14 protein-coding genes are annotated in these 19421 nt (G+C 61.8%); 9 read left to right on the forward strand and 5 right to left on the reverse strand.

Annotated features, from left to right (window positions below):
* Positions 1 to 248 precede the first annotated feature (248 nt).
* From VVR12_RS06550 to VVR12_RS06565, 4 genes are all read left to right on the forward strand, one after another.
* Positions 249 to 437 carry a hypothetical protein gene (locus VVR12_RS06550; protein ID WP_368550359.1) on the forward strand — a complete coding sequence of 63 codons (189 nt, stop codon included), beginning with the start codon at positions 249 to 251 and terminating at the stop codon, positions 435 to 437.
* 1081 nt (positions 438 to 1518) lie between these two features.
* Positions 1519 to 3105, forward strand: a complete 1587-nt coding sequence (locus tag VVR12_RS06555) for a DUF4041 domain-containing protein (RefSeq protein ID WP_368550360.1) — start codon at positions 1519 to 1521, stop codon at positions 3103 to 3105.
* A gap of 749 nt (positions 3106 to 3854) precedes the next feature.
* Positions 3855 to 5351, forward strand: a complete 1497-nt coding sequence (locus VVR12_RS06560; RefSeq protein WP_368550361.1) for an NCS2 family permease — start codon at positions 3855 to 3857, stop codon at positions 5349 to 5351.
* 7 nt (positions 5352 to 5358) lie between these two features.
* Positions 5359 to 5784: a YchJ family protein gene (locus VVR12_RS06565; RefSeq protein ID WP_368550362.1), complete on the forward strand. Its 426-nt coding sequence runs from the start codon at positions 5359 to 5361 to the stop codon at positions 5782 to 5784.
* Positions 5785 to 5877: 93 nt separating this feature from the next.
* Here the strand turns inward: VVR12_RS06565 and VVR12_RS06570 are convergent, their stop codons facing one another.
* Both VVR12_RS06570 and VVR12_RS06575 read right to left on the reverse strand, forming a co-directional pair.
* Positions 5878 to 7032 carry a polysaccharide pyruvyl transferase family protein gene (locus VVR12_RS06570; protein WP_368550363.1) on the reverse strand — a complete coding sequence of 385 codons (1155 nt, stop codon included), beginning with the start codon at positions 7030 to 7032 and terminating at the stop codon, positions 5878 to 5880.
* Positions 7033 to 7065: 33 nt separating this feature from the next.
* Positions 7066 to 7980 carry a spermidine synthase gene (locus VVR12_RS06575; RefSeq protein WP_368550364.1) on the reverse strand — a complete coding sequence of 305 codons (915 nt, stop codon included), beginning with the start codon at positions 7978 to 7980 and terminating at the stop codon, positions 7066 to 7068.
* A 55-nt stretch (positions 7981 to 8035) separates the two neighbouring features.
* On the opposite strand from VVR12_RS06575, the gene VVR12_RS06580 reads away from it, so the two are divergent.
* Positions 8036 to 8659, forward strand: coding sequence for a GNAT family N-acetyltransferase (locus VVR12_RS06580; protein ID WP_368550365.1), 624 nt, complete (start codon positions 8036 to 8038; stop codon positions 8657 to 8659).
* 83 nt (positions 8660 to 8742) lie between these two features.
* Here the strand turns inward: VVR12_RS06580 and VVR12_RS06585 are convergent, their stop codons facing one another.
* Entirely contained in the window at positions 8743 to 9054 is a 312-nt protein-coding gene (locus VVR12_RS06585) for an MTH1187 family thiamine-binding protein (protein WP_368550366.1), read from the reverse strand.
* A gap of 238 nt (positions 9055 to 9292) precedes the next feature.
* On the opposite strand from VVR12_RS06585, the gene pta reads away from it, so the two are divergent.
* From pta to VVR12_RS06605, 4 genes are all read left to right on the forward strand, one after another.
* Entirely contained in the window at positions 9293 to 11389 is a 2097-nt protein-coding gene (gene pta, locus VVR12_RS06590; RefSeq protein WP_368550490.1) for a phosphate acetyltransferase, read from the forward strand.
* An 83-nt stretch (positions 11390 to 11472) separates the two neighbouring features.
* Positions 11473 to 12609: an acetate/propionate family kinase gene (locus tag VVR12_RS06595; protein WP_368550367.1), complete on the forward strand. Its 1137-nt coding sequence runs from the start codon at positions 11473 to 11475 to the stop codon at positions 12607 to 12609.
* A 157-nt stretch (positions 12610 to 12766) separates the two neighbouring features.
* On the forward strand, positions 12767 to 13975 hold the full coding sequence (locus VVR12_RS06600; protein WP_368550368.1) for a M48 family metallopeptidase: 1209 nt from the start codon (positions 12767 to 12769) through the stop codon (positions 13973 to 13975).
* A 100-nt stretch (positions 13976 to 14075) separates the two neighbouring features.
* Complete coding sequence (locus tag VVR12_RS06605) at positions 14076 to 15050, forward strand: bile acid:sodium symporter family protein (RefSeq protein ID WP_368550369.1); 975 nt, start codon at positions 14076 to 14078, stop codon at positions 15048 to 15050.
* 25 nt (positions 15051 to 15075) lie between these two features.
* On the opposite strand, the gene VVR12_RS06610 is transcribed toward VVR12_RS06605, so the two are convergent.
* Positions 15076 to 17235, reverse strand: a complete 2160-nt coding sequence (locus tag VVR12_RS06610; protein ID WP_368550370.1) for a prolyl oligopeptidase family protein — start codon at positions 17233 to 17235, stop codon at positions 15076 to 15078.
* Positions 17236 to 17294: 59 nt separating this feature from the next.
* The gene (locus VVR12_RS06615; protein ID WP_368550371.1) at positions 17295 to 19385 is read right to left on the reverse strand and encodes a glycoside hydrolase family 15 protein; all 2091 of its coding nucleotides are present in this window, start codon (positions 19383 to 19385) and stop codon (positions 17295 to 17297) included.
* Between the last annotated feature and the right edge of the window lie 36 nt (positions 19386 to 19421).

The following is a 19421-nucleotide window of genomic DNA, read 5'->3' on the forward strand; positions in this document are numbered from 1 at the left end:
GGGGTCACTGGGAATAAGAAATTTAAAAAAGTGATTTGATAATAATATTTTTAGGCGTCATGGTTGCCATATTTTTAGTGATAATTATATGTAATCGATAATCTAGCACCGAAGTAGCTTTCAAAATAAAAGCTACTCCCGGCGCATACAATTATGGCTGGTGAGGGTCGTGGTCGAACAGGCCAGAGCTGTAGTGCACAAGCAACACATTCTTACCTCCTTAGATAAATTAAAAAGGAATAAATATCATGTCTTCAAAATATGACACAAACACAAAAACAACAGGTAGCATCGCATTATTTATAGCCATGGCAGGAGTATTCCTAATAGGAAAACCTGGCATCCCCGGAATTGCTGGTATCGTTCTATTTGCCACCGGATCCCTACTGATTGTAATGAAACTCATCAAGATGACCAGAGGCAAAGATAAAATTTAGTATCGGTTAGTCATGTGATTGCATTACCCTTAAGGGTAATGCAATCACATGACTAAGAGCGCTAAATGCAAGATAAAGAATACCCGCCGAACCCTTGAAGTATTTCAACGAACATGCATCGACGACCTTGAATCCAAAGAACCCATCCCGTAATTAAAATTACCTTGCCATTTGCACATACACTAATCAAATATATACAAAAAGGAAACGCATATGTTTATCAATATATATAGATACGTCAATAAGCCGCTTTTCTTTGGCTCTTGGATCGTAGCACTCGCGATCATTCTCATAACAATATCACTTAAACCGCAGGGTACTTTAGCGATCATTCTCAATGCTCTCTCCTTCGTGTGTCTTGTGGTGTTCGCTTTTCAGGTTCTCAAGGCCATAAGGTCTACACGGAATATCGGAAGTGGCACTCATCGAAGTGAAACCCGCACGGAACAGGAGGGACGAGATTACGAGGTAAACTCACAGTCCTCAACACGTGACAGCAGCTAAAACTAAGTTGCTCACCAACAACATGATCACGGTTAACAAGGAAGGGGATGCACGACGTCAAGCGCCAACCTTTGCTAACCGCAACCGATAACATATTGAGAGAATTAAATATATTTAAATATATGAAAATGTGGTTATATGAATAGCCATATACCCGCGTTTTCGTACGCTAAACACCTTAGGGGATCCAAGCCAAGACCACGAGGGGATGTACGCCCTACACGCAACTACGAAGAACACCGACAAGTAGGCCAGTGCCAACTGGAAAACGTAGCGGCGGCCGAAAATGGGCAATTAGTCATAGTGCGCTTCTGATTCAATGCGGCCATTTTCAGTTTCTGGTGCTGGCTCTCCGCGACCAAGAACGTTAACCGTTTCATGGGTTCCTTCTCCGGTTCGGTCGGCACGATGTGCAGATCGCTCCGCACGGCGATAGAGGCCATCGTTTCAGAGCATCGAGGCGGTCCGTCAATAATGACCCTTATTGGACAGCGTGAGGCAAGAGATTTCTTCATAAGTTCGTCAATAACATCAACAGCACCTATGCTGAGCCCTACCCCCCCCTAAACTGAGGAGTATGACTCAACCCCCATCTGCTGGCGCTACTCCCCCGAATGGCTCAAGCGCTCCAGCCTCTCCTCAATCGGCTTCTCAAAAACCCATGATGTTGCGTCGAGGCTTCTATATCACTACCGTGATCGGCCTTATCCTTCTCATGTGCACTCTCGTCGGGTTACCCTTTGGAATCATCGGATTAATCTATATCAACAGTCTTCGCAAAGAAGCTCTACAAGGTGCGGACCAGCTCAAATCAGCCCATGAGTTTATCAACCATCAACAATCTGTGATTGAACAGGTAGGCGCCATGGATATCCATCAGCGCCAAGAACACCTGAATCATCTGAACGCTCAACTACACCATCGCACTACTGAACTGGACGACCTACAACATCGGATCAGCACTCTTCAGGTGGAATCAGAGAAAAACTTCCAAAAAGCTCAAGCACGAGCTGATAAACAACTCCAAGCAACGCGGGCAGAGACCCTTTCTCTCAAAAAGCAGATTCTCGATCTGCAGGCAGGCGTTGAAATCAATGACTTCGGCCTCTACAACTTTGAGAACCCTGCCCAAGATTCCTTGCTCGTCGGTCAGGAGCTCAAAACCATTCAAACCCAGATCAAAGAGGCTATCTCCTCTAAAAAAGCAGCAACTGGTTCGACTGCTTTCACTTTGAACAACTCAGTGACCAAAGGCCAAAAGATGGTCAATGACATGACCAAGCTGTTATTGCGTGCCTTTAATGCCGAGGCTGAGAACTGTATTAAGACCGTCAAAGCCGGACGCTTAAGCACCGCGCGTACTCGCCTCCAAAAATCTGCTGACGCCGTGGCTCGTTTAGGCAAGAGCATGGACATCCGCATCGAACCTTCATACCTGCACTTACGCGAGAGAGAACTCCAGCTCACCCACAAGCACCTAGAAGCGCTTAAAGCCCAGAAAGAAGAGGAACGGGCGGAACGTGAGCGTCAGCGTGATGAAGCTCAGGCTCAACGGGAGTTCGAAAAGGTGAAAGCAAAACAGCTGAAGGAGGTAGCGCAATTCAGGGCAGCCTTTGAACAGTTACGCGCCACTGGAGATCTTGAGGCTGCCGCACAAGTGGAGAGCCAACTCGTGGCGGCTCAAGAGATGCTTGAAGATCTGGAAGAGCGCATGACCCTTACTCGAGCCGGACATGTCTATGTCATCTCCAACATCGGAGCCTTTGGGGAAGGCATGGTAAAGATCGGTATGACTCGACGGTTAAATCCGGAAGATCGCATCCGCGAACTCGGAGATGCTTCCGTGCCGTTCCTCTTTGATCAACACGCTATGATCTTCTCCCCGGATGCTGTGGGCCTTGAGGCTCAGCTCCATCGCTATTTTGCAGATCGGCGCGTAAATCTGGTCAATATGCGACGTGAGTATTTCTATGCCACCCCGCATGAGGTGAAAGAAGCCCTGGAAGAGATCGGGGACGCTCATGTGCTGGAATTCCATGAGGAATGGACGGCGCCTGAGTTCAATCAGTCTCAAGAGCTACGTGAGTCTCGAGGACTGCCAGCTGTTCCGGGAAGATCTCTAGCGGGCCTGATGTCTTCCTCAAGTACCCGCTCATCCCAGTGAAACCGCGATTTCCCCCGTTTATAAACGGTGCAATTCATGCAGACTAACCCTGAGGAATAAAATAGAAAGAATTGGAATTAAGACCCCACCTCTAAACGGGTCCTACATTTTTCCAACCAGCATCCGAGCATTCCTTGGGAGCGACAAAAGAAGTCTGTAGCTTCTTATTTTCCTGACTCTGAGCCTTAACAGCCTCTGGAGTGGAGTTGTATTGAGCCACGAAATTGTCATAGTCGCTCGGGCTGGGATTTTCTCGCTATTTACTCCTCAGGAGTTTGTAGCGTGCCACCGAAGCACATTACGCCGGAATAAACCACATAGGGATTCCCCTCTGCTATCCCCTTATTCTTATCTTCCATAGATATCCATGGACCATTCGAGGTCTTATCGATAGTCTGCGGGACATCGGTAGCCAGACCCGTATCCGGCATACGTGAGGTAGTTGCTGATGGCGTAGGGTTTTGCTGACCGTCTGCGTCCTGCTGACTTGAGCATCCTGCGGCCAGTAGGGTGAGCAACATTGCAGCCGCAAGCATCTCAGCTTTTTTTCGTCGTCATGTATAAAATATACACATATGAGCTGCGTCACGCATTGCTTAAGACCACACAAGTCGCGCTGTCCCCACCAGCGGCCCCGGGCGTAGAATGAGCCTGTACCACCAGCGCTACGCCTGATAAGCGGGCGCTTCTTTATTTTTTCAGGTCGCCCTCGGCGCCCTTCATCCAGAGAGTAACTACGGGTTCAACGAATGTCTTCTGAGAAAACCGCGGCTCCTTCCGCACACATCGGTGCCACACACGGCTCGAATACCGCCCCCGCGCCCAAGAACGGCCTCGACCGCTTCTTCAAGATCACCGAGCGCGGCTCCACCGTCGGCTCCGAGATCCGCGGCGGCCTGGCCACCTTCTTCGCCATGAGCTACATCGTGGTGCTCAACCCGCTGATCCTTGGCCTGGGCCAAGACTCCACCGGCGCCACCCTCGGCCCGCAGCGCGTTGCAGCCGTCACCGCACTCGTGGCCGGCGTCCTCACCATCCTCATGGGCGTATGGGCACGCCAGCCCTTCGCCATGGCAGCCGGCCTGGGCGTGAACGCCCTGCTGGCCTCCACCATCGCCACCACCGAGAACCTGACCTGGGCACAGATCATGGGTCTGGTCGTCTGGTCCGGTGTGATCATGCTCGTGCTGGTGCTCACCGGCTTCCGCACCGCCGTGTTCAACGCGGTGCCACCCTCGCTGAAAACCGCGATCGTGGTGGGCATCGGCATGTTCATCGCCCTGATCGGCTTCGTCAACGCCGGCGTGGTGCGCCGCATGCCCGACGCCGCCGGAACCACCGTCCCGGTCTCCTTCGGCGTACACGGCTCGCTCATGGGCTGGCCGATCGTGGTCTTCCTCTTCGGCCTGTTCCTCACCATCGCGCTGTTCATCCGCAACGTGCGCGGCGCGATCCTGATCTCCGTGATCGCCTCGACCGTCCTCTCGATCATCCTCGAGACCGTCGCGCCCTCGGGCTCCTCGGTGGATTCCCCCACCGGTTGGTCGCTCATGGTCCCCGGCATCCCCACCCAGTGGCTGGGCACCCCGGACCTTTCGCTCATCGGCCAGGCTGACCTCTTCGGCGCGTTCGCCTCACTCGGCGGCATGGCCGCGGCCCTGCTCGTCTTCGCGATCCTGCTAGCCGTGTTCTTCGACGCCATGGGCACCTCCGTGGGCCTGGCCGCCGAGAACGGCACCCTGCGTGAAGACGGCCAGATCGAGGGCATCAACCGCGTGCTCCTCGTGGACGCCCTCGGTTCGGTGGCCGGTGGTGGCGCGTCCAGCTCGGCCCACCAGATCTTCGTGGAATCCGCAACCGGCATCGGCGAGGGCGCGCGCACCGGCCTGGCCAACGTGGTGACCGGCGTGATGTTCCTGATCGCCGTGTTCGTCTCCCCGCTGGTGAACGTGGTGCCCTTCGAGGCCGTGGCCCCGGCCCTGGTGGTCGTCGGCTTCTTGATGGTGCGCCAGGCCGTGAACATCGACTGGAACGACTGGGGCCTGGGCATCCCGGCCTTCCTGACCATCGTGATGATGCCCTTCACCTACTCCATCGCAGACGGCATCGGCGCCGGCTTCATCTCCTACGTGCTGATCCGCCTCGTGCAGGGCCGCGCCAAGGAGATCCACCCGCTGATGTACGCGGTGTCTGTGGCGTTCGTGCTGTACTTCGGCATGGGCTTCATCGAGTCGCTGGCCCTGTAGCCCGACCATGAACATCACCGCAGACACCCGCTGCCCGTGCGGCACGGGCGAGACCTACGGCTCCTGTTGTGGACGCCTGCACGCGGCCTTCGATGCCGACGGTTCGCTCACCGCGCCCACCCCGGAGGCGCTCATGCGCTCCCGCTTTACCGCCTTCGCGGTGGGGCACGAGGCCTACCTGCTGGCCACCTGGGCGCCGCAGACGCGTCCGGAATCGCTGGGCTTAGACGAGAGTCTGCGCTGGTATCGGCTGGACGTTCTCGGCAGCACCGGCGGGCCCTTCGACGCCGCCGGAACGGTCGAGTTTGCCGCCCACTACCGCTCGGTTCCGGGCACGCCGGAGGGGCAGCGGGTCAAGGGCGTGCAGCGGGAGAACTCCCGGTTCGTGCGCAACGGCGGCGCCTGGTACTACCTAGACGGGAACGTCAGCTAAAACTGCCGGGTTGAAAGACCCGCACCATGCAACGGGCACCTCGGTTCTACGCCGAGGTGCCCGTTGCTTTGTTCAGTTAGAGGTCGCGAGGATCTAGAGATAGATCTCGGCGGCCTCCTTGTTTTTGGCTTCCACCACGGGGGCGAAATCTGCCGGAACCTGCAGATCGGCCAGGTGCACGGGGGCCTCGGATCCGGTGAACAGCTTCCAGTTTGAACCGGATTCGATGATCGAGCCGTGCTTGACGTCGTAGTACCCGGCCTTCCCGCTCAGCGCCACCCCGCGAGCGCCGTGCAGGGACGCCATGAGATGGTGGTGAAAACGGCTCGTCAGCCACAGTTGGTGCGGGGCGTAGGCGAAGTCGGAGCGCCAGAACCGGGTGAAGGGAATAAAGCCGTCCTCGGCAATGAGGTCTTGGAGCGCGGCGTACCCGGCGTGATCGTTGCCGGGGATCGCCTCGACGTAGCGCACGCGTTCGCGGGGGATGTCCCACTGCTGTAGCTGTCGCCGGGCGAAGTCGACCATGGCCTCGTGGGCGCCGTCGTCCACGGCGTCGTTCTGCACACACACGAAGACCTCGAGGGCGTCTTTGCCGGGTGCCGACTCTGCCGGGGTCGCCGGGTGTTGGTCGAGGTAGGCGTCGTCGAAACCGCGGGTGATGCCGAGGGCATCGGCGCTGGGGGTGTCGCGCACGCTGACGTGGTCGAAGTCGACGAAGGTTTCGCCGACAAACGGCATCAGGCCCTGGCCGGTGGCCACCAGTTTCGCCCCGGATACCTCACGTACGGCCCGCATCATGTCTACCAGGGCCTTCTGTTCGGGCCATTCGGCGTTGATGAAGCCGCCGCCGACCAGGTGAATGGTGCCGGCCTCGCGCAGGTCGAGCAGACCGAGGTCGAAGAGCGGGGTGCCCAGGTTGCGTACCGCCTCGGCGGGGTGTTGCTTGCCCAAGTGCTGGTGCTCGAAGAGGGTGCGAAAGACGGTGTTGGTGACGTGCAGGCGCGGGTGCATGCCCTTGAAGATCGAGGACGCGTTGCCCGGTTCGCGCACGTCGAGCCAGACGTCGGTGTTCGGCAGGTGCCGGGCGAAGAACTTGAGCCAGCGGGCGACGATCAACTCGTCGCCGTAGTTCGGGTAGCCGGCCATCGCGATGAGGTAGATGGGGGCGGTGGACGCGGCGGCGCGGCTCTCTCCCGCTGAGGCGGAAGGAGCCAGCGCTGCGGCTCGGTCACGCAGTCTATTCAGCATGTGTCCATTTTAGCGGCGTGACCTGGGGGAATCCTATTGGCCCTGCCGCAGTGCCTGATCCAGGGCGGCCAGATCCACGGAGTCCTCCCCGTCGCGGCGCGGGGACGAACCGCGCGCGAAATCCCGAACCCAGGCGTCGTCCTTGTATTGGGCGGGCACCCCGCCGCCGAGCAGGCGCTTAGTGATCTGCGCGGTGGCGTCCTCACCGGCCATCGGTAGCGGGGCGAACGAGCCAGCCAGAATGACGTTGCCGCGCCGACGTCCCTTGAACATCGCCGCGTCGGCGGCGGCCGCGGTGTGCGGGAAGACCTGTGCGATCGCAGCAGCCTCGGCGCGGGCACCGGCGAGGTCGCGGTTGTCACCGCAGTTGATGATGTAAAGACCCTTCTCAGAGAGGGATTCCGCGGCGATCTGCGTAAACTCCAGCGTGGTCAACGGGGTGGGTGTCACGTAGCCGGCGAAAACGTCCCGAATGATGACGTCGCGGGAGGCCGGGGCGAAGGTCTCGGTGACCGCGCGGGCCTCGCCCACCCGGATCTTCACGGTGGGCGCCTTGGGCAGGTCGAACCACTCGCGCACATAGTCGGCGAGTTTGGAGTCGAGTTCCACCACCGTGTTGCGAGACTGCGGGTAAACGTCGGCGAAGTAACGCGCGAGCGAGCACGCCCCACCGCCCAGGTGGGTGATACGCAACTTGGCCGGGTCAAGCGAGACCTCCACGTGGGCCTCGACCACGGCCGCCAACCAGCGCATATACTCGAAATCCAACTCGCGCGGGCGACCGATCACCACGTGTGAAGACTCCATGCCGTTGATCTCCAGCACCCAGCCGTCGGGGGTGTAGTCGTCGGAGATCAGCTCGGCGGTGCCGGTCGAGATCTCGTATTTACCCTCGACGAGTCCGGAATGATCGGGTTGTGCCTTCGGTTTTCTTCTACGTTTCGCCACGGAGTCAAGGGTAGTACAGGATACGGTAGAGACCAGTACACACGAAGGAGGGCCCATGGGTTTCGTCTGCAATGGCCGGTACGTGATAACGCCGGTAGACGCCGCCGACGCCGAGACCTACGTGAACCTTCAGTTGGATTGCCTCGAAGAGACCTACCCGGCGATCATCGACCCGGCCTTCGGCTCCCGTATGCGCGCCGGCCGCGCCGAACTCGACGAGGAATTCGCCGAGAACATCGCAGACCCCGCCACCCGCGCCTTCCTCGCCTACGACGTCCCCGGATGGACGCCCCACGCCGGCCTGACCTGCGCGATCGGCGCCGCCATCGACTGGACGCACCCGGTCGGCTTCGCGCTCTCCCGGCCGGGGCCGCTGCCGTGGGAGTCGCACATGCCCGTGGAACCCGTGACCCCTGGCCTCCGGGAGCTCGCCCAGCTCTACACCCTGGCGCGCACCCACGGCACCGGGCTGGGCCAAGCCCTCTTCGAGGCGGTCATCCACCCCAACGAACCCGCCTATCTCTGGTTCATCAAGGGCAACGAGCAGGCGGTGCGATTCTACGAGAAGAACGGCTTCGAGGTGGAGGGCGTCTTCGCGCCCTGCGGCGGGAGCTGGGCGCACCCGTCCGGGGATGAGGCCGCCGCGCCGCAGACCGGCCGTATGTTCCGGCGACTCTAGGGGCGCTACAACCTTTCGTGGATGTGCACCCTTAAAAACTGTTTTTAAGGGTGCACATCCACGAAAAGTTGAAGGAGCGTTCTTTAAGAAAGGTCGTCCAGGGCCTTATTCAACCGCTCCACCTTGCCGGTGATCTCGCCGGAATCGTGGCCGGCGCGAATATCGGCCTTGACCACCAAAGACACGCGCGGGGCGACCTCGGCCACCGCCTCGGTGGCGGCCTTGACCACGGCCATGCACTCGTCCCACTCACCCTCGATGATGGTGAACATCGAGTTGGTCTCGTGCGGTAGCCCCGACTCGTTGACGATGCGGACGGCGGCCGCCACGGCAGAGTGAACGGAACCGTTTTCGAAGGCGCCGCCGGTGGGCGCTACAGAGAATGCAAACAACATGTCTCCACACTAACGCTCGCCCCGTGAAACCGCCCCCACACCCCGCGAGAAAAGGTCAAAATTACCTCGAACGCAACATTGTAAACGGCGTATGAATTCCGGCACATCTCCCCGCTTCATGGGTGGTGCGCACAGACTCAGACCATAAAATCGAGCATGAGACACTGTCGTCACGACAAACCGTCAAGCGGGCTGTCATCGATTGCGATGAAGCCAGAAAGAGATGAGTAGCAAGACCATGACTACCGGTATCTACCTATCCGCCATGACCCGAGAGTCGGGTAAATCCCTCATCGCGCTGGGACTCGCCGACGCCCTGATCAAACGCGCCGACCGCGTCGGATTCTTCCGCCCCATCTTCATGGGCACCGAAGAAGCCAACGACCCGATGATCCAGCTGATGCGCCGCTACTTCGATCTCACCGAGCAGCAGGCTCGCGGCGGCATGAGCCTGGAACGCTGCCGCGAATTGCTCGCCGAGGGCAAGCACGATGAGATGTCTTCGCTGGCCGTCTCGATCTACTCCGAAATGGCCGAGCACTGCGACGTCATCATCGTGGACGGCACCAACCTGGTGGCTCATAACGCGGTGACCGTCGAGTTCGACCTCAACGCACAGTTCGCCCTCGACCTGGGCATCCCCACCATCGCCGTCATCGGCGCGCAGAACGCCACCGTGGCAGACGTCTCCAACGCAGTGGACGTCGCCCGCACCGAGTTGCACGCCGCCAACGTCGACGTGCTGGGCATCATGGTCAACCGTTGCGACCCCGAGCTGCGCGATGAAATCTCCAAGTCCGCCAAGCTGGGCCCCCTCAAGCGCCCCGTGTACGTTCTGCCCGAGATCCCCGAGCTGACCCTGCCGAGCGTCGGCGAGGTCGTCGAGGCTCTCGATCTGGACGCCGAGGGCGTCTCTTCGCAGGACCTCGACCGCGAAATCGCCAACGTGAAGGTCGCGGCGATGACCGTCTCGAACTTCCTCAACCAGTTTGCCGACGGCGACTTCGTGATCGTCCCCGGCGACCGCACCGACGTGGTCGTGGCAACCATGGCCTCCTCGCTAGCACCGAGCTTCCCGGCACCCTCGGGCATGCTGCTCACCGGTAACCTGACCGAGGCCACCGGCAGCCCCGTGCTGGAATCGCTCACCGAGCGAGCACCCTTCCCGATCTTCCACACCGCGCTGGACACCTTCCGCGCAGGCCGCGCGGTCTCCCGCGTCTCGGGCACCCTCTCCACCGGCCAGCCCCGCAAGGTAGCGGCCGCCCTGGGTGAATGGTCCCGCAGCGTTGACCCCGACGAGCTGCTGGAGCGCCTGGAACTGGAGCGCCCCGCGACCATGACTCCGTTGCGCTTCTTGCACAACCTCATCGAGAAGGCCCGCTCAAACCGCCGCACCATCGTGCTGCCTGAGGGTTACGACGTGCGTATTCTGCGTGCCTCCTCGATCATCGCCCGCCGCGACTTCTGCGACCTGGTACTGATCGGCAACCCCGAGAAGATCCAGGAGATCTGCCAGACCGAGGGCATCAAGTTGCCCGTGGGTGAGGGCGTCGAGATCATCGACATCGAAAACAACGAGTACTCCGAAGACTTCGCGGCCACCTACGCCGAGCTGCGCGCCAAGAAGGGCGTGACCATCGAGCAGGCCCGCGAGAAGATGACCGACCCCTCGTACTTCGGCACCATGATGGTGAAGAAGGGCATTGTGGACGGCATGGTCTCCGGCGCGGTCAACACCACCGCCAACACCATCCGCCCCTCGCTGGAATTCGTGAAGACCCGCCCCGGCGTCTCCATCGTCTCCTCCGTGTTCCTCATGCTCATGAAGGACCGCGTGCTGGTTTTCGGCGACTGCGCCGTGAACCCGAACCCCACCGGCGAGCAGCTGGCCGACATCGCCAAGGCATCGGCTGAGACCGCCCGCCAGTTCGGCGTGGATCCCAAGGTCGCTATGCTCTCCTACTCCACCGGCACCTCCGGTTCGGGTGCAGACGTGGACCTGGTCAAGGCCGGCGTCGAGGCACTGCGCGAGTCCAACCCCGACTTCGAGTTCGAGGGCCCGATCCAGTTCGACGCCGCGTCCAACATGTCGATCGCGTCGTCGAAGCTGCCCGATTCCAAGGTCGCCGGCCAGGCAACCGTGTTCATCTTCCCCGACCTGAACACCGGTAACAACACCTACAAGGCCGTGCAGCAGACCTCCGGCGCGGTAGCCGTGGGCCCGGTTCTGCAGGGTCTGAACAAGCCGGTCAACGATCTCTCCCGCGGTTGCACCGTGGACGACATCATCAACACCGTGGCGATCACCGCGATCCAGGCTCAGACCCTCTAGGCCTGACCCGGACGCTCGCCCCCACAAACCTCGGGCGGGTCGGCACACACCGGCCCGCCCCTTTCAACCTAAAGGAAAATATTTTGCTTATTCTCGTAGTTAACTGCGGTTCTTCTTCCGTCAAGTACCAGGCCCGCGACACCTCGCTCGAAGGTGAAAAGCAGGTTCTGGCCAAGGGCCTGATCGAAGAGATCGGCACCAAGATCCCCGACCACACCGAGGCGCTGGCCATCATGGCAGAGCAGCTCCAGGGCCCCCTGCACGGCCGCACCATCGACGCTATCGGCCACCGCGTGGTACAGGGCGGCGACATCTTCACCGAGCCCGTGCTCATCGACGAGAAGGTGCTCCAGCAGATCGACGACCTCTCTCCGCTGGCACCGCTGCACAACCCCGCCCACGTTCTGGGTATCAAGGCCGCTACCGAGACCTACCCGGGCGTGCCCCAGGTTGCCGTGTTCGATAACGCCTTCCACTCAACCATGCCCGAGCACGTCTACCGCTACGCCGTGCCGCACGAGTTCTACGACAAGTACGCCGTTCGCCGCTACGGTGCACACGGCACCTCCCACGACTATGTCACCGGCGTGGCCGCAGAGCTGCTGGGCATCGAGCGCGACAACTTCAACGCCGTGATCGCCCACCTGGGCAACGGCGCTTCGATGACCGCCGTCAAGAACGGCAAGTGCTACGACACCTCCATGGGTTACACCCCTCTGGCCGGCCTGATCATGGGCACCCGCTGCGGTGACATCGACCCCTCGGTGCTGACCATCGTGCAGCAGCGCGGCAACATCTCCGCCGAAGAGATGGATCGCATCCTCAACAAGGAGTCGGGCCTGAAGGGTCTGACCGGCCACTCGGATATGCGCGAGGTCGAGAACGCAGCCGAGGCTGGCGACAAGAACGCCAAGCTCGCGCTGGACATGGTCACCTACCGCATCGCCCAGTACGTCGGCTCGTACCACGTTGCCGTGGGCGGCGCGCAGGCACTGGTCTTCACCGCAGGCATCGGCGAGAACTCTGACGTGGTTCGCCGCGGCGTGGTAGAGCGCCTGGGTGCGCTGGGCGTGAAGCTGGACGAGAGCAAGAACTCCGTTCGCTCCCCCGAGCCCCGCGTGATCTCCACCGAAGACTCGGCGATGCCGGTTCTGGTGATCCCCACCAACGAAGAGCTCGCGATCGCCATCGCCACCGAAGAGATCGTCTCGGGCCGCTAAGGTCTGCTCAGACTCTCCGAGAAAAACACCGCCCCGGGCTTGCTGCCCGGGGCGGTGTTTTTGCGTAGCAGTCTCGTCATCATCTGGAAGCGAAGATAAAGAGATCATTAAAGTAGAACCCAGAAAACCTAGCACGCCCTCCGACTGAAGGATCTCCATGAGCCAGCCACCCCAGCCACCGGCGTCCGGCACCTCCGCGCCGCTTCCCGACGACCTCTCGGCAGGGTGGCTCCCCGAGGACACCCGCCAACGGCCGGTCTCCCCGCTACCGGAACCGCAGCTCTTCGCCTTTCAGTCGTTGTTGCCCTTCAAGTACCTCAACGCGCTGCGTCACCCCGGTGAAATCCCCTGGCTAATCGCGGCCTACCTGGTGACGCTGACGGTCTACATCGGGGTGGGCGTGTTCCTAGTGACGTCCATCGTGGCGCTCTTCAAACACGATATTCCAAGCGACCCCGGTGGCATTTGGAGTCAGATGGCCCTCTTCGCGTTCTACCTGCCGCTGGCGGTGTTTTGGGTGCGCGCCGTCATGTACGCCCAGATGCGCATTTCGGGTGTGCGCATCTCACCGACCCAGTTCCCCGAGGCGTACGCGATGCTGGTCGAAGCCGCACGGTCGGCGGGCCTGCGCCGCGTTCCTGACGCCTACGTGGTGCTGGGCAACGGGCAGATTAACGCCTTCGCTTCTGGCCATGGCCACCGTCGCTTCGTGGCGATCTATTCCGACCTGTTCGAGATCGGTGGTAAGGCCCGCAACCCCGAGGCGCTGCGCTTTATCATCGGCCACGAGGTGGGCCACATCGCCGCAGGTCACACGGGATATTTCCGCCTGATCTTCACCTCGTTCTTCATGAACATCCCCTTCGCCGGCACCACCCTCTCGCGCGCCCAGGAGTACACCGCCGACAACCTCGGTTACCGGCTGACCCCGCGCGGCGGTTTGGAGGCCATGAGCGTGCTGGCGGCCGGCAAGTACCTCAACCGCGAGGTCAACATGCACGAGTTCGCCAACCGCGCGGTGTACGAAGATGGCTTCTTCACCTGGTACGCGAACCTGGGGCAGACCCACCCGGCGCTGACCTGGCGCGCCCACGCCCTGCGCGACCGTTCTGAACCCGGACGCCTGATTTGGCGCCCGAAGCGCAACCCCGCCTACCCGATGTCGCTGGCTCCCGCTGCCGAACCCGCTCAGGTCTGGGCAGACCCGATGCAAGCCACCGATCACATCAATACCTACCCGCAGGATCCCGCCAACGAGCACTTCGGTGTGGTGTGCACGCAGGAGAAGGAGCCGGCCGCCGAACGCGACCGTCAGGTGCCAGACACCCTCTTCAACGGGTGGATCCCGCCGCAGTTGCGCGGTTAGGTCACACCCCGCGCAGTTTTGTACCCCGAAAATCACCCAGTATGTCCCTCCTGACTTACTGGGTGATTTTCGGAGTACAAACGCGGTATAGGATCGTTGCATGGCTCGACTCACCCGCCCCCGCATCGACCCGCTCATCGCGATGATTCTGACCGCGGTCGTCCTCGCGGTGATCGTTCCGGCACGTGGCAACTTCGCCGAGGCGTTTGGGATGGCGGTCAAGCTGGCCGTCGCGCTGCTGTTCTTTCTCTACGGGGCGCGGCTCTCCCCGCGCGAGGCGCTGGCAGGTCTCAAACACTGGCGGCTACACGCGACCATCCTGGCCTTCACCTTTCTCATCTTTCCCGCCGTTGGCCTGGCCTTATTCCCGCTGAAGTATATTCTGGGTGAGCAACTCTACCTCGGCGTTCTCTACCTGACGGTGGTGCCTTCCACCGTGCAGTCCTCGATCGCCTTCACCTCGGTGGCGCGCGGCAACGTGGCCGGGGCGATCGTCAGCGCCTCTGCCTCAAACCTGCTGGGCGTGCTGGCCACTCCCCTGCTGACCATGGTGCTGTTGCGCAGCGATCACCTCACCATCACCCCCTCGGTTTTTGGGGACGTCGCCCTGCAGCTCTTGGCCCCCTTCATTCTCGGTCAGCTCCTGCGCCGCTGGGTGGCCGAGATCGCGCAGAAGAAGGTCACCAAGCACGTGGATCGCACCTCAATCTCGATGGTGGTGTACTCGGCATTCTCGGCGGGCATGGTCGAAGGCATCTGGACGCGGGTGGCGTGGTGGCAGTTGTTGGCGTTGGTGGTGCTCTCGGTAGCCCTGGTCGAAGCCATGCTGTGGCTGACCGGTTTCGTGGCGCGCCGGCTCGGGTTCTCCCGTGGCGACCGCATCGCCGTGCAGTTCTGTGGCACCAAGAAGTCCCTGGCCTCGGGGCTGCCGATGGCCGCGGTGATCTTCGGCGGGGCGTCGGTGGGCACGCTCATTCTGCCGTTGATGATCTTCCACCAGGTGCAGTTGATGATCTGCGCGGCACGGGCCGCCCGGTACGGTCGCGAGCTCGAAGCGACCACGCCCGAACAATAACCACCGAGCGGGCCCCCGACCGAGGCTAGGGCAAGATCGCGTTGTCGAGATACGTGAAGATCATCGCATGCATGGCCGCCCGCTGGTGCACGTCGGCTGCTCCGGCGTGGCCGCCTTCGATGTTTTCGAAGTAGTGCACGGGTTTGCCGAGGGATTCCAACAGCGCCATGAACTTTCGCGCGTGAGCCGGGTGCACGCGGTCGTCCCGGGTGGAGGTCGTCAGGAGGAGGGTCGGGTGCAGGTCATCGGGGTTCACGCAGTGGTACGGCGAAAACTCGCCCAAGAACTCCCAGTCGTCGGTGTCTGGGTCGCCGTATTCGGCCACCCACGAGGCGCCGGCGAGCAGGTGCGAGTACCGCTTCATATCCAAGAGGGGCACCTGGCAGACGAGCGCGCCGAAGAGGTGCGGGTAGTGGGTGTACATATTCCCCACGAGCAATCCACCGTTCGACCCGCCCATGGCCGCCAGTTGCGGCACGGTGGTGATCCCGGCGTCCACCAGGTCTCGGGCGACTGCCGCGAAGTCTTCAAAGGTGCGGGCGCGGTTTTCGCGTAGCGCGGCCTGGTGCCAGGCGGGGCCGAACTCGCCGCCGCCGCGAATATTCGCCAGCGCGTATACATAGCCTTTTTCGAGCAGACCCTTGCCGTTCAAGCTCGAATAGGAGGGGGTCTGCGAGACCTGGAACCCGCCGTAGGCGCTGAGCAGGGTGGGTGCCGTTTTCTCCCCGTCGAGGGCCGCGGTGAGGCCCACCACGAAGTAGGGCACACGGGTGCCGTCGGCTGAGGTCACCCAGCGCTGGCGCACCTCCAGGCCCGCGGTGTCGAAGCGGTCGGGGGTCGAACGCAGTTTCTCCACCCCGAAGTTCTCCCCCGCGAACCCGCCAGTGAAGCTGCCCTTGTAGAGGGTCGGCGGGGTGAGAAAACCACTGACCACCATATTCACGCTGTTGCGCGCCTCGGCGTTGATCGGTTGCACGCGAATCGTGTTGAACTCGCCTACATCGGGGTTGAGGTCGCTGATCTTCCACCCCTCGGCGGTATCTTCGGCGAAGTACAGGCGGGTGCGCACGTTGTCGAGCACGGTGAAGTAGATGCCGTCTTTGACCCCCGCATAGCTGAGCAGGGAGGACGCCGGGGTCGGCTCGAAGATCACACGCACCTGATCGGCACGCAGCTCGGAGTCGTCGGCCTGTTCCTTGGCCGCCTCGTAGGGCAGGGCCAACAACGAACCCGAGGCAAAGCGCTGGCCCGCGACCTCCCAGGGCTCGCGCAGGTGCACGGTCAGCCAGTCGCGGACCGCCGCGCAGTCCGCCGAGCGGGGCACCCGAAAACGCGTGATCTCGTGGGTGGTGCGATCCATGTCGTAGAGCTCGGTGTTGCGGAAATTGATCGTGCGATACACCATCGTTTTCTCGAACCCGGGCAGGTTGAAGTTGTGGCCGCCCACGCGGGTGTCGGTCTTTTCGCCGGCGAGCAGCACACGGGCATCCTCGATTCGGGTGCCGCGCTGCCACAACCGCACGGTGCTGGGGTAGCCGGCGCGGGTTGTGGCGTCGCCGAAGTCGTGGGCGAGGAGCACGGTGTTGCGGTTGAGCCAGCGGGCGTCACCCTTGCTGAGGGGTTTGACGAATCCGTCTGGTACGAATTCGCGGGTGACGAGGTCGAACTCGCGGATCACGTTCGCATCGGAACCGCCGGGGCGCAGGGTGACCAGCGCGCGATCATAGCCGTCGCGGCATATCTTCATGCCGCCGAAAACCCAGGGTTGCCCCTCCTCGCGGCCGAGCGCGCCGATGTCTAGGAGCAATTCCCACTCGGGTTCGGTCTCGGGGCCGCGCCACTCGTCGTAATCGGCCTTGGGAGTGCGGCGCCACAGACCGCGCGGGTGCTCACCATCGGCGTAGAAGACGTAGACGTACTCGCCACGGCGGGTGCCCACCACCAGCTTGTCTTTGGAGGCCATGATCTCGTTCGACTCCGCCAGGTGGCGGTGGAACCGGCTACCCGAGAAGATGCTCAGCGTCTTGTCGGTGCGTTGGCGAGCCCATTCCAGGGTCTCGTCGTTAAGCTCCTCCAGGTAGGCGAAGGGGTCGTGCTCCGGGTGGTTACGGTGGGGCAGAACCGCGGCGGAAGAGTTGCCGGCGGCACCGTCGGGCGAGGTGAGGTGTGACATAGGTTTCAGCATACCGAAACCATCACCCGCCCCTTAAACCGGACGGGGCGGTCCCCTGAACGAACAGGGCCCTAGACGCCCAGCGCCTCCACCACGCGAATCAGCGCGATATGAGCTAGCGAGTGCGGGAAGTTGCCGGTCATACGATTCAGGTCGAAGTCGTATTCCGAGGCCATCAGGCCCAGATCGTTGGCGGTGGCCAGCACGGCGTCTAGCACCTTCCGGCCATCGGCCACCCGACCCGAGCGCACGTACTGCTCCGCCAGCCACAGCGAAGCCGCGAAGTGCGGGCTGTCTTGGTCTTCGAAACCGTCGAAACCGTCGGTGTTCAGGTAGCGGCGGATCATGCCCGAGGAGTGCTGCAGGCGCTGTTCGATCAGCTCGACCGTGCCGACCATGCGGGGGTCGTCGGCGGCGATGAAGCCGACCTGAGGCAACTGCAAGAGCGCGGCGTCCACCTCGTGACCGTCGTAGGTCTGTACGAAGGAGTTCAGCTCCACGTTGAAGCCGCGGGTGATGATCTCTTCGGCGACCTCGTCGCGGCAGGCGGCCCAGAGCTGGGCGTTGCCCTCGAGACCGTGGGATTCGACAGCGGCCACGCCGGCGTCGAAGGCGGCCCAGAGCATCACCTGCGAGTGCGTGAAGATCTGCGGCTCGCCCTTGATCTCCCACATGGAACGGTCGGGCTGCGAGATGCGTTCGGCGGCGGCGTTCAGCAATGCCTTCTGTAGCGGCCACGAGAGGTGGTCCTCGCCCACGCCGTTATCGCGCAGGTTCGCGAAGGTGACGAGCACCTGCCCCAGGGCGTCTCCCTGGAAGTAGTCGTCGGCACCGTTGCCCCAGCGCACCGGCTGCGAACCCTCATACCCGGGCAGGGCCAGACGGCGGTCGAAGTCATCTTTCTCGCCGGCCACGCCATAGACGGAGTGCAGTTTCTGCGGGTTATTGGCCACCGCGCGCAGAATCCAGTTGCGCAGCTGCGCCGTCTCGCGCTCGTGACCGTGCACGAGGGTGACTTCCATGGCCATGGCCACGTCGCGCAACCACGAGAAGCGGTGGTCCCAGTTGCGGCGTCCGCCGATGACCTCGGGTAGCGAGGTGGTCAGGGAGGCCACCAGGCCACCGGTCTCGCGAGAGATCAGCGCGCGCAACACCAACAGCGAGCGTAGTCGCGCCTCGCGGTAGGCCTCGTCGGATTCCGCCTGGGCCTCGTCTGCCGAGGAGACCACGGGGTGAGCGGCGGTCTGCGCCAGCTCGTGGTAGATCTCGGGGTCCACCTCGGGGGTGGCGGTGTTCGAGGTGTCGTCTGAGGTGAAGGACGTATGCTGACGCTCGCGCTCGGCGGCGGCCTGTTGCAGCGAGGCCAGGGAGAGGCTCTGCGGCTGTTTCTGGCTGGCGGCGTGCGAGCCACCGGTTTGCCCTGCGGACGCGCCGGGCTGGTTGCCCTCGGATTCGGCGGGCGGGGTGGGCACGTAGAGGTCGGACCATTCGCTCCACTGTTCGAGCGCGTAGTTCAGCGCCGTGGGGTAGTCCACCGGCGCCGGCGGGTTGTGGTTCGAGGTGAAGTAGCTCAGCGAGAAGGTGAAGTGCTGGCCCGCGGAGACGGTGAAGGTGTCGGTGTTGTTGCCGTACTGTCCTTCGGGGATCGGGGATCCACGGAAGACCAAGGCGTGGGGGCCGGCCATGCCGACCAGCATCGATTGGTCTTCGTCGGGCACACCGGTGGTCGGGTCGACGGGCCCCTCATAGCTGGTGACCCAGGGGTTCGTCTTGCCGTTGTCGAAGCGCAGGGTCAGCTCGTGGAGCATGGTGAGCTCGCCGGTGAGGCCTTCCACGCTACGCACGATCGAGGTGCCGCCGTTGAGCGGCATAAAGTCGGTGACTCGAACGCTGGAATCCCCCACGTGCCACACGGTCTGGAGGATGAAGGAGTTCTCGCGGTAGGAGCGTTCGGTGCGGACTTCTTCTACGGGATCGGGGTTGACGGATTCGAGCGGGGCCAGCAACCAGCGTCCATGTTCGCGGTCACCCAGCAGGGCGGCGAATACGGCGCCCGAGTCGAATCGGGGTGCGCAGAACCAATCGACGGAACCCGCACGCGAGACCAGCGCGCCGGTGTTCATGTCGGAGAGCAGGGCGTAGTCCTCAATAAAAGAAGCCATGAAGTTAAGCCTAACGCATGGCCTATGAAGGCCCCT

Origin of the sequence: Rothia sp. LK2588 (assembly GCF_040946465.1) — a bacterium.
GTDB lineage: Bacteria > Actinomycetota > Actinomycetes > Actinomycetales > Micrococcaceae > Rothia.